Annotated in this window: 12 protein-coding genes and 2 pseudogenes; 3 read left to right on the top strand and 11 right to left on the bottom strand. The window is 50.2% G+C overall.

The window, feature by feature from the left end; all coding sequences use genetic code 11:
- Positions 1–117: 117 nt before the first annotated feature.
- The 4 genes from ABEB26_RS26285 to ABEB26_RS26270 all read right to left on the bottom strand — a co-directional run bounded on the left by ABEB26_RS26285 (position 118) and on the right by ABEB26_RS26270 (position 2,673).
- Positions 118–498, bottom strand: a complete 381-nt coding sequence (locus ABEB26_RS26285) for a hypothetical protein (protein ID WP_345725066.1) — start codon at positions 496–498, stop codon at positions 118–120.
- On the bottom strand, positions 498–848 hold the full coding sequence (locus tag ABEB26_RS26280) for a hypothetical protein (RefSeq protein WP_345725065.1): 351 nt from the start codon (positions 846–848) through the stop codon (positions 498–500). The genes ABEB26_RS26285 and ABEB26_RS26280 overlap by 1 nt, the downstream gene beginning before the upstream one ends.
- A 451-nt stretch (positions 849–1,299) precedes the next feature.
- Positions 1,300–1,791, bottom strand: a complete 492-nt coding sequence (locus ABEB26_RS26275; RefSeq protein ID WP_345725064.1) for a DinB family protein — start codon at positions 1,789–1,791, stop codon at positions 1,300–1,302.
- 156 nt (positions 1,792–1,947) lie between these two features.
- On the bottom strand, positions 1,948–2,673 hold the full coding sequence (locus ABEB26_RS26270) for a glycosyltransferase family 2 protein (RefSeq protein WP_345725063.1): 726 nt from the start codon (positions 2,671–2,673) through the stop codon (positions 1,948–1,950).
- A gap of 196 nt (positions 2,674–2,869) precedes the next feature.
- Between ABEB26_RS26270 and ABEB26_RS26265 the strand changes: the two genes are divergently transcribed.
- Entirely contained in the window at positions 2,870–3,523 is a 654-nt protein-coding gene (locus ABEB26_RS26265; protein ID WP_345725062.1) for an SOS response-associated peptidase, read from the top strand.
- Between the two features lie 139 nt (positions 3,524–3,662).
- Entirely contained in the window at positions 3,663–7,478 is a 3,816-nt protein-coding gene (locus ABEB26_RS26260; RefSeq protein ID WP_345725061.1) for an adenylate/guanylate cyclase domain-containing protein, read from the top strand.
- 85 nt (positions 7,479–7,563) lie between these two features.
- Here the strand turns inward: ABEB26_RS26260 and ABEB26_RS26255 are convergent, their stop codons facing one another.
- From ABEB26_RS26255 to ABEB26_RS26240, 5 genes and pseudogenes are all read right to left on the bottom strand, one after another.
- Complete coding sequence (locus ABEB26_RS26255; RefSeq protein ID WP_345725060.1) at positions 7,564–8,493, bottom strand: MFS transporter; 930 nt, start codon at positions 8,491–8,493, stop codon at positions 7,564–7,566.
- A 26-nt stretch (positions 8,494–8,519) separates the two neighbouring features.
- Positions 8,520–8,792 carry a hypothetical protein gene (locus ABEB26_RS26250; RefSeq protein ID WP_345725059.1) on the bottom strand — a complete coding sequence of 91 codons (273 nt, stop codon included), beginning with the start codon at positions 8,790–8,792 and terminating at the stop codon, positions 8,520–8,522.
- Positions 8,783–9,943, bottom strand: a complete 1,161-nt coding sequence (locus ABEB26_RS26245) for an RNA-guided endonuclease InsQ/TnpB family protein (RefSeq protein ID WP_345725058.1) — start codon at positions 9,941–9,943, stop codon at positions 8,783–8,785. The genes ABEB26_RS26250 and ABEB26_RS26245 overlap by 10 nt, the downstream gene beginning before the upstream one ends.
- A gap of 66 nt (positions 9,944–10,009) precedes the next feature.
- Positions 10,010–10,279, bottom strand: a pseudogene (gene tnpA, locus ABEB26_RS27040) (IS200/IS605 family transposase).
- A 43-nt stretch (positions 10,280–10,322) separates the two neighbouring features.
- Complete coding sequence (locus ABEB26_RS26240; protein ID WP_345725057.1) at positions 10,323–10,481, bottom strand: hypothetical protein; 159 nt, start codon at positions 10,479–10,481, stop codon at positions 10,323–10,325.
- Between the two features lie 156 nt (positions 10,482–10,637).
- Here ABEB26_RS26240 and ABEB26_RS27035 point away from each other — a divergent pair, with 156 nt between their 5' ends.
- A complete protein-coding gene (locus tag ABEB26_RS27035) occupies positions 10,638–10,859 on the top strand; it encodes a helix-turn-helix domain-containing protein (RefSeq protein ID WP_486348337.1) in 222 nt (73 codons plus the stop codon).
- 278 nt (positions 10,860–11,137) lie between these two features.
- Here the strand turns inward: ABEB26_RS27035 and ABEB26_RS26235 are convergent.
- A pseudogene (locus ABEB26_RS26235) lies at positions 11,138–11,440 on the bottom strand (MFS transporter); the annotation flags it as partial.
- Positions 11,441–11,463: 23 nt separating this feature from the next.
- Positions 11,464–12,045 carry a dihydrofolate reductase family protein gene (locus ABEB26_RS26230; RefSeq protein ID WP_345725056.1) on the bottom strand — a complete coding sequence of 194 codons (582 nt, stop codon included), beginning with the start codon at positions 12,043–12,045 and terminating at the stop codon, positions 11,464–11,466.
- Positions 12,046–12,331: the final 286 nt, after the last annotated feature.

Raw genomic sequence — 12,331 nt, 5'->3', positions numbered from 1 at the left:
CTGTTGGACGCTATTGCTGATAGTTCCCCGACGAGAAGTCCCCACTGAATCCCCAAATGCAGTGCTGTCGCGCTTCCTTCAAGGTGGCTTATGGGGCGGCTGCGCACCCCATAAGCCTTAATTTATTATAGGACTCTCCGCTAGATAAGTTATTGATTCACGATCTGCTACTTCATTATCATTGGCAACATAAACCGAACGATCATCGGTCGCAAATACGAAATATTGAATATCAGGACCATCAACCTCGTTCCATGTAAACCTACAAGAAAATTCACCTATATAAGTAGTATATGTACGACAGACCTCTCTTTTAGTTGTACCGTTAATCTCGTAGAGCACAATACGTGCAAACCGAATTGGGTTAAGTGCATTATCATAATTATAAAAATATAAACGACCACTGGCAATATAGTTCGTGGATGCCTTACTTATCGTAGGATTGAGTAAAGTAAAGATAACTGCAAAAAACAATAAAGATTGATACCTTCTATACATTACTTATCTCCTTTTGACCATACCTGATCTTCGGGAAGAATGTAGGGTGTAGGAATAGCAGGATCGAGTGTTACCATAACAGGATTCGTGGGTGTAGCCTGGTGTCTAGGATTGGAATATAATTGATAATCATTGTTGGTTAGTGAGAGATAACGATGCATATTTACTTGGTTAATCCAAGATGCACTTGATTGTCCATCGAGCACAATTGTAATTTCGTTATCAGGTTGTAAGCGCGATCGATCAACTGAAAATTCGATAATGAATGGATCACCAGGGTTAATTGCAGTTTTTGCCAGCGGCTGCAATTGAGTATCGATCTGTTGCCCCCCACTAATGACAGCCGTCACATGCTCAAACCATAGCGAGTGATAGAGGGTAATGCTGATAGCAATCCTCGAAGGATCGGATGATGGATGAATCTGCCAATCAGCATAGAAGCCAAACTCTTCCTAAGCAGGAATATGCGGCGGAACTGTCGAAAAAGTTTGTGCTTGATTTCCCGTTTGGGTAGAGAGACTAGTGCGCCCGCAACCAACAAGCAGGCAGGCAAATAATGCCCCCATAAGCAGCCGATTCACAATCATTCGGTTTCCTCCAACAAATTATAAACAGGATAAACATGGTAAACAGCAACGTTACGCTTATATAACGCTTACCCTTTATAAGTAGCATATACGATTAGCAGCAAAGAATATTGCAGATTAGTAGCAGAATTGCAGCATTTTGTACGTATGCGACAAAGTAAACATAATGTTAATCTTCTTGAAATAACAAAAATATATTTAGGCCGCCCCTTTTTTAGGCTTCGGGATGCTCATAGACATAAAAAATATAATCTTGTGAGCTGGTTTTTATGCCAAAATCGTGGCACAAGCGCAAGATCTGCGCCCGATGATCGGTGCCATGATTGACTACTTGCAGCAATACCTGCCAAACGATTAAATTTTCATCCTCGCCATCAAGCGGCTTGGTTTGCAAATCGGCATCCTGCAAATTGGCCAGATATTGACGCATCGTCGCTTCGACGTTTGCCCAATAAGTCCGTAGCGTTGCCAAATCGGGGAAATTATTGGGATCGAGCATTTCGGGAAATTCTACGCCGCGCAGGCCGCTAAACCAAGCTTCATCAACACTCATCAGGTGCACAAGTTGGTTACGCACCGAGCCAAGCGAATAATCGACGGCTTGGACAAATTGCGCAGCAGATAATTGCGCGACATAATCATCTAAAAGCTGGCGATTTTGGGCAAAGTGATAATTGTAGAAATGACGAAACGCAACGACATTCATCCAAGCCTCCTAAATTAAACCAATGTGTTCCCGCTGACCCTATAATAGCACATTTGTTTTATTATAGATATGCAATTTGCCCGATGAAGCCCCTAAAATGGCAACACCACCCTCAATCAATGAAGGCGGCGTTGATATTGCAAGCAATGTTGCTGACTAAATATGTTTAGCTTTGGTTTGTTCTTGCCGCGCTAATTCGCTGCGAACGGCAATCAATTCACGGAAAGCCCGCAAAATCACGCTTAATTTGGCTCCGGTTGGGTTGCCCGCGACCCGTGGGCGATGACCATTGATCGCAACTTCTTCAAAGCGAAAGCCAGCGCGTTTGGCGCGAACCAAAAATTCGGCGCTAAATGTCGCTCCGCGTGATTGAACTTCAGTTTTAAGCGTATCGACCACATGGCGTTGCATCAATTTAAAGGCGCAATCAATATCACGAGCAGTATAGCCAAATAACAAGGTGACCAAACGGCTCCAGCCCCAACCGTTTAAGCGGCGCATCAGCGGGTCGCGGCGTGGTGAGCGATAGCCAACCACCAAATCGGCTTGATCGATTTTAGCCAATAATTTGGGCAACTCGCCAAGGTCAAATTGGCGATCGGCATCGGTAAAAAAGACCAAATCGGTTTTTGCGCTGGTCAGGCCTGTCCAAACCGCAGCACCATAGCCTTGGTTTATCGCATGATCGACCAAACGAACATGCGGATAGCGGGCTTCTAGTTCACGCACAACCGCCGCAGTGTTATCGCGGCTGCCATCGTTGACGACAATAACTTCATAGGCGCGACCAAGGCTTTCGAGGGTATTGACCACTTCCTCGACCATGGCCGGAATATTTTCAGCTTCGTTATAGGCGGGTAAGGCCACCGTGATGCTTTTCACGTTGAGAACTCCCATTGTTCGCAGATAGGGTTAAGTGCAGCCCTCCACGCATGGGCTTGCAAGCAACTATTGTAGCATAAAGCCCTTGACTGTAATAAAAACGAACATATGTGTTTGCTTTTAAGGTTTTTAAAGGTATACTTAAGTTTAGGGTAACTGATAGTAGTTTTTGGGTGATTTCAAGGGAGTTAAAGCGATGTGTGGACGCTATTCGATTACTGCCGATGGTCAGCAAATTACCTTACGTTTTGGGGTGCAGGTGGCGGGCGATTGGCAAGCTCACTATAATGCAGCGCCGAGCCAACATTTACCAGTTATTCTCAATCGTGATCCACAGAGTGTCCAGTGGTTACGTTGGGGTTTAGTGCCGCATTGGGCCAAAGATCCCAGTATTGGGCATAAAATGATTAATGCTCGCGCCGAAACCCTCCTAGAGAAGCCCAGTTTTCGCGAGCCATTGCGTAAACGCCGCTGTTTGGTGCTGGCCGATGGTTATTATGAATGGCAAGCAACCCCGCAAGGCAAACAACCAATGCGTTTTGTGCTCGAAGATGCTCAACCGTTTGCCATGGCTGGCTTATGGGAAGAATGGAACGCTGGCGCAACTCCCTTAGCCACGTTTACCGTGATTACAACCTCGGCCAACCCAATGGCGGCGGCGGTGCATAACCGTATGCCTGTGATCCTTGAGCCTGAAACCGAACGCGATTGGCTCAATCCTGACGCTGATCTGGCTGATCTTCTGCCATTGCTAACACCCTTTGCTGGCGAAAAAATGCAGGTCTACCCAGTTTCAACCCGTCTAAATTCACCAAGCAACGATGACCCAAGTTTGATTGCTAGAATCTGAATTGGGCTTGGATTGACGCCCCAAGCAGCTTAATTGGGGCTAAAATACTGGTCTAAGCATTTGCGTAGGACTATGGTACGGGCTATACTAGGAGCAAGCGTAATTCGCGCAATGATTTCACGGGCCTAGGAGTTGCTCCATGCAAGCACGCTGGTTTGCTTATGTGCCGCCGTATCTTGTCCCACGATTGCTTGATCAACGGGCCTCTTCTGCAACTCAAACTACCAAGCATGGCCAAGCCGTGGTGCTTTTTGCCGATATTGCTGGCTTTACGCCGCTCAGCGAGGCGCTTGGCCAACACGATGCGCATGGAACTGAAACCCTGACCCGTTTATTAAATCGCTGTTTTGCCCCATTGATTGATGTGATCGAGCGCTTTGGCGGCATGATTAGCACATTTGGCGGCGATGCAATTACGGCATTATTTCCGATTAATCAGCCGCAGCGTACCCAACGCGTCGCTGCTCGCGCTGTTCGATGTGCCCTAGAAATGCAAAGCCTGATGGAGCAATTAGGCGCGATCGAAATTCAAGCAACCAAATGGCGCTTGACCCTCAAAATTGGCATTGCCGCAGGTCATGTACTCTATACCACGGTCGGCGATCCGACGAAGCGCTGTGTTGCCGTGGTTGGCGGCTCGGCGTTGTTACGCTCTGCTGAAGCCGAAAATCGGGCTCGTTCTGGCGATGTGATTATCGATTATGCCTCGTTGGATTGCGAACAGTTCAAGCGTGAAACGCTCGATCAGCGTTTTGCCAAAGTGCTTGGGCTTGAGCAAAGCGTGCGAGCGCAGCCAATTCGCTGGCCTGAATCAATCACGCCGCATCCGCCTGCGCAATTCGATGCCTACTTGCACCCCACAATTGCCCAACAAGTGCGTGAAGGTCGTACCGCGTTTATCAACGAGCGCCGCTCAGTTACGCTGTTGTTTGTAAATTTCGATGCCCCCGATTATGATCGCGATCCATTTGCCGCTGAACGGCTCAACCACTACTTTCGCGAAGTGCTGCGAATCGTCGAACGCTATGATGGCTATCTGAATAAAGTTGAAATTGGCGATAAAGGCAGTAGTTTTTTGGTGCTGTTTGGTGCACCAGTTGCCCACGAAAATGATAGTGATCGGGCGGCGCATTGTGCTTTAGAGCTTCGCGCTTTACCTGAGTTTGAGGCCCGCATCGGCATCAATACTGGATTTGTGTTTTGTGGTTTGATTGGTTCGGATCGTCGCCAAGAATATACCGTGATTGGCGATACGGTCAATTTGGCGGCACGGTTGATGCAGCAAGCCAGCCAAGGCCAAATTTTGCTGACCGAAGCGACCCAAGAAACCCTTAGCTCGACCTTTTTAACTGCGCCCTTGCCAGCAGTTCGGGTCAAAGGCCGTAGTGAATTGGTCGAATTGCACGAATTAACCGATTTACGCCAGACCGCGATTCGTGGCCAAGAGCCAATTTATGCCTTGCCAATGGTCGGGCGTAGCCAAGAGTTACAATCTGTCGGCGAATTGCTGAGTAGCATCAAGCAGGGCCATGGCCAAGTGTTGGGGATTACGGGCGAAGCTGGCATGGGCAAATCGCGGCTGGTTGCCGAAATTCGCCGGATTGCGCGGGCGCAACGGGTGGCGGTGTATAGCGGCGAGTGCCTTTCGTATGGCACAACCATTAGCTATTTGCTCTGGCATAACTTGTGGCGCTCGTTTTTCAATGTTGATCCTGAGTGGCCGCTTGATTTGCAAATGTTGCAGTTGCGGGCGCAATTAGCCCTGATCGATCAAGATTTGTTAGATTGGATGCCGCTGCTGGCGAGTGCTTTACGCCTGCCAATTCCCGATCAATCCTTGACCAAATTGCTGGATATTAAGTCGCGCAAGATGCTGCTTGAATCGCTGTTGGTGGATTGTTTGCGCTATCGTGCCAACGAAACGCCATTGTTACTGGTGCTCGAAGATTGCCATTGGATCGATTCGCTCTCGAATGATTTGTTGGCGCGGATTACCACGGCGATTCGCGATGTGCCCGTGCTGATTGTGTTGGCCTATCGACCTTCCGCCGAGCGTGATCAAACGATATGGCACGAGTTACGCCAGCTTGAACATTGGCACGAAATCGAATTACAAGAATTTACGCTCGAAGAAACTGCCGAATTGGTACGGCTCAAAATCAAACAACTGCTGGGCAATCGCCAAGCACCATCCGAGCAGTTGGTCAGCAAATTGACCGATCGGGCGCAGGGCAATCCATTTTATATTGAAGAATTGATTAATTTGGTGGTCGAACGCCAGCCCGATTTGAGCGACCCCAAGGCGGTGGCGCAACTAGATTTGCCCGATAGCTTACACCGCTTGATTATCAGCCGGATCGACCAGCTTGAAGAAGCAACCAAGCATACACTCAAAGTTGCCAGCGTGATTGGGCGTTTATTCAAAGCGAATTGGCTGTGGGGCGCATACCCGCAACTTGGCAGCGCCGAGCAAGTTAAACAGCAACTCAACACCCTGAGCCGCATGGATCTTACGCCGCTTGATCGTGATGAGCCTGAACTTGAATATCTGTTTAAACATGTCGTAACCCAAGAAGTTGCCTACCAAAGCTTGCCCCTAGCCACTCGCGCGGCGCTCCACGAGCAGGTTGGCGATTATCTGGTTGAAACCTATGGCGTGGAAGGTGCGGCGGATTTGTTGGCACACCACTATGGCATGAGCAATAATCTTGATAAACAGCGCAACTATTTTCGCAAGGCTGGCGATGCGGCGGCGGCGCGATATGCCACCGATGTGGCCTTGAGCTATTACGAACGTTGTTTGCCCTTGCTTGAAGCCCATGAAACCATCGATATTTTCTTTGCAATGGGCGAAATCTACAAACATACTGGGCATTGGAACGAGGCCGATGCAATCTATCGGCGTTTGCTTAACCAAGCCCAACAGCAACAGCAGCTTTCGGCATTGGCTCGTGTCTGGTGTGAAATTGCCGATGTCCAAAGTAGTCAAGGTTTGCATAACGATGCACTACAAAGCATTCAGCCAGCCTTGGAATATGCCCAACAAGCTCGTGATCAAGGTACCCACTGCAAAATTTTGATGCGCATGAGTTGGATTGCCAGCTATCAAGGCCAATTGCATCAGGCTTGGCAAACCAGTCAAGCGGCGGTGGCGATCGCGCGTGAAGCCAATGATACCCATAGTTTGGCCTTGGCGCTGAAAACCCATGGCTATATGAATGTCTTGCAAGGCCAATTTGCTCTAGCCGAGCAGCTATTTACCGAAGGCCTCGGATTACACCGCCAACTTGGTCAGCGCGAAGATGAAGGCCGCATGCTGAATGTCATGGGCGAGGCTGCCCGCCATCGTGGCGATTTTCAGCATGCGGTTGAGTTGTATCAACAAGCCTTGGTAATTGGCCGCGAGTTGCGTAATCCTGAACGGTTAATTATGTTTTTGAGCAATTTGGGTGGGGCATTAGTGGGGTTGGGAACCTACGAAACTGCTATCGCTACCCTGAACGAAGCATTCGAACTAGCTCGTTCGACCACGTGGTATGGCATTGCTGAAACCTACCGTTTTCGGGCTGAGGCCGCGATTGGCTTGGGCTATCCTGATGAGGCGATTCGCCATATTGTCCAAGCGCATCATGCTGCTCGCGAACGCCAACAAACTCTTGAGCTATGTGCAGCACTACGGGTTTTGGGCAGTGCCTTGAGCCAATTGAATGCACCAATTTTGTTGCCGCCAAGTTTGCCAACCACCCCACTGGGCTGCTTTGAACAGGCCTTGAGCATGGCCGAAGCTAGTGGTTCGCAAGCTGAAGTTGCCGCGATTCAGCTGGCCTTGGCTGAGCATTGGCAGCGTCAAGATCAAATAACCAAAGCCCAAGCGGCATGGCAGCAAGCTTATACAATCTATGGCCAATTGGGCATGGATGCGATGCAACAACGAGTCGCCCAATGGTTGAGCTAGCGCAAGCAGATGTTAACCACACCAGCCGAGGTTGTGCCTCGGCTGGTGGTTTTGTTTTTAGTCCCAATAGGCATATTCAGTGCCATTAGTGAATAAATGTTGGCTCTCCGGTTGGTTCGCCCGTGCGGCGGAGAAAAAATGCTAGCACCAAGCCAACCAAGGCTATTACAGCTGCCACCACGAAGGCATTTTGGATGCCAATGGTCAAATCAGCTAATGGATCAGGCGCGACGGTTTGTCCAGGCTGGGCTTGACCTGCACTCATAATCGTAATTAATAATGCTGTTCCAATCGCTCCGGCAACTTGCTGAAGCGTGTTGGAGATCGCTGTGCCATGGGAGTGCAGCGCTTGGGGCAATTGGTTAAGTCCAGTTGTGAGAATTGGCGTGAACAAACAGGCAAGACCTAAACTGAAAATCACATGGAGACTTAGCAGCCAGATCACAGAGGTCGTGGCATTCAAGAAAGTCCATTGCCACAGTGCCACTACAACGAGCACCATGCCCCCGATAACCAGCATGCGTGGCCCCGAGCGATCAAAGATCCGACCCACGAATAGCCCACTAAATCCCATCAATGCTCCGCCAGGCAGCAAAAAAAGCCCGGTTTGCAGGGTATTGAACTGGCGAATTTGCTGGAAATAGAAAGGCAATAGAATCGCTGAGGCAAATAACGTTACCATTACGACCATCATTAATACAACGCTCAAGGTGAACATGGGAAAGCGAAAGACCCGCAGATCAAGCAATGGACTGGCAAGTCGGGTTTGTCGCCAGGCAAACAATGCAATCCCAACTAAGCCCATTCCGATCGCCGCTAAAACGATTGGCTCGGTTAGGCTACTGCCAGGCTCGCCAGCCCGACTAAATCCATAGACCAATCCGCCGAAGCCTATTGCTGCCAAGAGAATTGAGGTACGATCAAGGCTGGCTGCTTGCAGTTTGCCTACATTCACCAACCGCAGGTAGCCATAGGCCAGCACGGCAAGCGCAATCGGAATCACGAAAATAAACATAAAACGCCACGAAAGCGCTTGGATGATTAATCCTGATAGGGCTGGGCAATCGCTGGCGCAACCGAAATCACCATACTGGCCGTGCTCATCATAGCTCCGCGCCGCTCCATTGGCACTAGCACCAGAATAACCGTCATCAGCAACGGCAGCATCAGCGCTGGGCCCGCTGCTTGGAATACCCGACCAACCAAGAGCACTTCAAACCCGGGAGCCGCTGCCGCCGCCACGGTTCCCATGGTAAGTGAACTACCACGCCCACGAGGGGCGTGGCTTCTGCCTTCAACGACAGCTACCAGCATTTCGCTGGATTTACACCGTCTCTGGCAGCGTTTTGGCTTTCCGTCGTCCCAACGGCAAGCAGGCGTAGCCCTTCATGCAGGATGTTGATCGCGGCGTTGCCATCGCGGTCGTGGGTCGTGCCACAGGTGCAGCATGTCCACACGCGGTCGGCCAGCGTCAAGGTGGTTTTGGTCTGGCAGGCGTGGCAGGTTTTCGATGAGGCGTAGAACCGCTCAACCTTGATCACCCGCCGTCCATGCCATTCCGCTTTTTCCTGCAATCGTTGCATGAAGGTACTGAGGGCGGCATCACTGAATGACTTGGCCAGCTTGGTTCTCGCAAGGCCTTTGATATTCAGGTCTTCGATGCACACCACGTCGAATTGTCGAACGATCCCCAACGCATGCTTATGCAGCCAATCGGCGCGTTGGTTGTTGATTTTTTGATGGATTTTGGCAACGCGCTTTTTTGCTTTCAAGCGGTTGTTGCTACCCTTTTGGGCGCGTGAGAGTTTCCGCTGAGCACGGGTAAGTTTCTTCTGGCTTCGGCGGTAGAACTTCGGCGGCGCGGTTTTCTCGCCTGTTGACAGCGTGGTGAAGGATTCAAGTCCTACGTCAATGCCCACAGGCCGATCAGCCGTTGGTTGAATATCAGGGCGGTTGATGTGGCATACGAAGACCACCCACCATGCGCCCACTGCATCTTGTTTGATGGTTGCGCCCTTCGCTATCCCTAGCAGTGCTCGATGAATCACCGCTCGCATTAGTCCGATTTTTGGCACGCTAATGGTACGTTCATCGACTACGACCACACCCTGCGGGAAGCGGAGGCTGTGCGGCGTGGTTTTGCGTGACTTGAAGCGCGGATACTTCGCCCGTTTGGCAAAAAAGGTGGTGAAGGCCGTTTCTAAATCCATCAGCGCTTGTTGCAACGGTTGCGAATGGCAATCACGCAAAAAGGCCGTTTTGGGCTGGCGTTTCAGATCAACCAACGCTGCCGCCAGTTGCGAATAACTCAGCCGTTGACCCGTTGTTTGGTAGTGGGTTTGCTTGCAGTGCAGCGCCCAATTCCAGATGAAGCGTCGGCAACCTGCCCACTGCACCAAGGTTTCGGCTTGGGGTGGTGTGGGTTGCAGACGGTATTTGTAACAACGGGTCAGCGTTCGCATCATTAGGCTTCCTTTTGATTGGCGCTATCCATGGCAATGGTTTGGGCGGAAACCGTTCCCGTCGAACCATCACCCAGCGGGTTCCCGACATCCGTCTGTCCAAAGCCCACGACCCCAACAATGGCGGCGTTTCAGCGTCGGGAACGTGCGAAACACATCTACAGCAAGAATGCTTTTCAATGTCTTGCCAATCACCATGGGCGCGGTTGTGGGTGGTGCTGACAGGAACAGGTGAACGTGGTCGGGCATCACGTCAAGGGCTCATTGCTCCCAACCAGAGCGGGTACAGATTGTTGGTATGACTGCCTTGCGGTGATCGGCAATGCGTCCCTTAAGCACGCAATGCCGATCGTTGGTAACAAACACTAAATGATAGTTAAGGTTATACACACGGTGGGACGTGCGTGTCGTAGCCCAATTCGTTTAAGCGGCTTTCGCCTTCGCTATAAGAACTGGCATAGCCGATCAATTCACCGTTCAGGTACAAGGCGAAGTCTTTGGTTAGGCGGTCGTAGCGGATTGCTTTGGTGTGTGTAGTCATGGCCTTGGTTCCTTTTAATGTGCGGTGTCGTAGCAGTAACACCATCAACTAACTATGTAATAGTTATAGTATATCCTAATATATAATGTCAACTAGCTATTGCAAAAATATAGTATATTCGCTATCATTCTCTCAACTTAGGTAGGAGTTAACAGCATGGCACGATGGCGACTACGGGAAATCGCGGAGCCAGAACGATGGACTGCCCGAAAACTCGCGATAGCGACAGGGTTGGCGTATAACACGGTTTGGGGTATCTGGACTGGCAAGAGCAAACGCGCCGATCTGGAAACCCTGTCAACACTGGCAGTAGTACTGAACGTTCATCCACGAGACCTGATCGGGAATGGCGAGGATACTGGGGAGACGGAAGAATGATATGCCCTCGCACCGCTGCTACGGTCGAGGGCGCGGCTACACCGAACCAAGGAAGGCATAGCGACGGCTAGTATACCCGATAATGGCCGTTTTTTTTGACTGTATGGGATAGAGTATGTTGTACGCAGTCAAAACAACCGAACCGCACCTGATTGCTATTCACAAGAGAGCCTGTTATTTTTCTCTTTAATTGCTCTTCATCAGAACTGGCACGCATGCATCCCACGTGGGGAACCCACGGCGTGGGTCTTGGGGCGGGGTGTTCTGCGGCAAGACTATAACCCCATGGCCGTAAGAAACAGCGTTCGCGTACTAAACCGTTGAATCAGAAAGCCGGTTGTGGGAATCAAGACCGCCATAACTAATAGATAGGCGGTGGTCAGCCATTGCACAGTGCTTGCTTCAACTTGGAATTCGTCCTTCAAGCGGGGTAAAGCCACACCCATAATCGTTTCGTTCAGAATCACGACAAAGGTCGCAATCAATAAGGTTAAAATAATGCCTTTTTCGCGGCTGCTGGTTGCAACGGCGCTGGCATGGGTGTCTCTACGCGCATAGAATTCCTTTTGGTAGCCCGCCATCAAGCTTAGCGGATGCTATGGATTTAATCATGGTGATGAGATACAGCATATCGATGCAGTGCAACGCCTCCATCAAAGGTTTGCTGCTCAAGCAATTCGAGCTGAACTGGGGCATTAAGCCCATCAAAAAGCCGAATCCCTTGACCAAGGACTACGGGATTGACTTTCAGAATCAGCTGATCAATCTCTCCGATTAAGGCACTGGCTAACGAGCCGCCGCCACACAACCAGATATTCTGCCCAGTTGCTTGTTTGAGTGTGCGCACGAAGTCAACAGGGTTGTTGGCAACTAGGGTTACATCTGGGCTTGGGCTGGTGGTGATTGATTGCGACACTACATATTGACGCAAATGGGCATACGGACTGGTAACACCTGCGCTCAAGCCAACTGCATAGGTATGCCGACCCATCACGACAGTATCAAAATGGCGTGGCTCAGCCGTAATTCCTAGCAGCGCATGCACATGGGTCGGCATAGTTTCAGGATACTCCTGACACAGATAGTCCATATGCCCACCCTGCATGGGAAAGAAATCGAAGCTGCCATCCTCACGCGCAATAAACCCATCAGCCGTACAGGCGATGAAATAGATTAACTGACGCATAGTTACTCTCCTTAGACCATCAATTCGCTGGATCATTAGCACGATCTGCCGCACGATGTAGACTCGTATGCTACCATCAAGCAACTCATAAGCCATCGGTCTGGGGGTTTATGCTGACTCAATTGGGCATGGACGCGAGCCAACAGCGCATTAGCCCAACCCTCTGTGCTAACATAGGTGAGACAGATCTGGGATTATGATCTTAAGTCGAGGGCCGCAAGGAGTTCTCATGGCCAGCAAAAAACCAACGCCCGACCAATCAACCCATGACCCCGAAGTTCGGCCC

Origin of the sequence: Herpetosiphon gulosus, from assembly GCF_039545135.1 — a bacterium.
Classification (GTDB): domain Bacteria; phylum Chloroflexota; class Chloroflexia; order Chloroflexales; family Herpetosiphonaceae; genus Herpetosiphon; species Herpetosiphon gulosus.
This window is presented reverse-complemented; position numbering and strand designations above follow the sequence as displayed.

What these genes read in the sequence shown, in the direction of transcription:
- ABEB26_RS26285 (WP_345725066.1), bottom strand. Translation starts at nt 498, where the DNA reads ATGTATAGAAGGTATCAATCTTTATTGTTTTTTGCAGTTATCTTTACT.
- ABEB26_RS26275 (WP_345725064.1), bottom strand. Translation starts at nt 1,791, where the DNA reads ATGAATGTCGTTGCGTTTCGTCATTTCTACAATTATCACTTTGCCCAA.
- ABEB26_RS26265 (WP_345725062.1), top strand. Translation starts at nt 2,870, where the DNA reads ATGTGTGGACGCTATTCGATTACTGCCGATGGTCAGCAAATTACCTTA.
- ABEB26_RS26260 (WP_345725061.1), top strand. Translation starts at nt 3,663, where the DNA reads ATGCAAGCACGCTGGTTTGCTTATGTGCCGCCGTATCTTGTCCCACGA.
- ABEB26_RS26255 (WP_345725060.1), bottom strand. Translation starts at nt 8,493, where the DNA reads ATGTTTATTTTCGTGATTCCGATTGCGCTTGCCGTGCTGGCCTATGGC.
- ABEB26_RS26250 (WP_345725059.1), bottom strand. Translation starts at nt 8,792, where the DNA reads ATGCTGGTAGCTGTCGTTGAAGGCAGAAGCCACGCCCCTCGTGGGCGT.
- ABEB26_RS26245 (WP_345725058.1), bottom strand. Translation starts at nt 9,943, where the DNA reads ATGATGCGAACGCTGACCCGTTGTTACAAATACCGTCTGCAACCCACA.
- ABEB26_RS26240 (WP_345725057.1), bottom strand. Translation starts at nt 10,481, where the DNA reads ATGACTACACACACCAAAGCAATCCGCTACGACCGCCTAACCAAAGAC.
- ABEB26_RS27035 (WP_486348337.1), top strand. Translation starts at nt 10,638, where the DNA reads ATGGCACGATGGCGACTACGGGAAATCGCGGAGCCAGAACGATGGACT.
- ABEB26_RS26230 (WP_345725056.1), bottom strand. Translation starts at nt 12,045, where the DNA reads ATGCGTCAGTTAATCTATTTCATCGCCTGTACGGCTGATGGGTTTATT.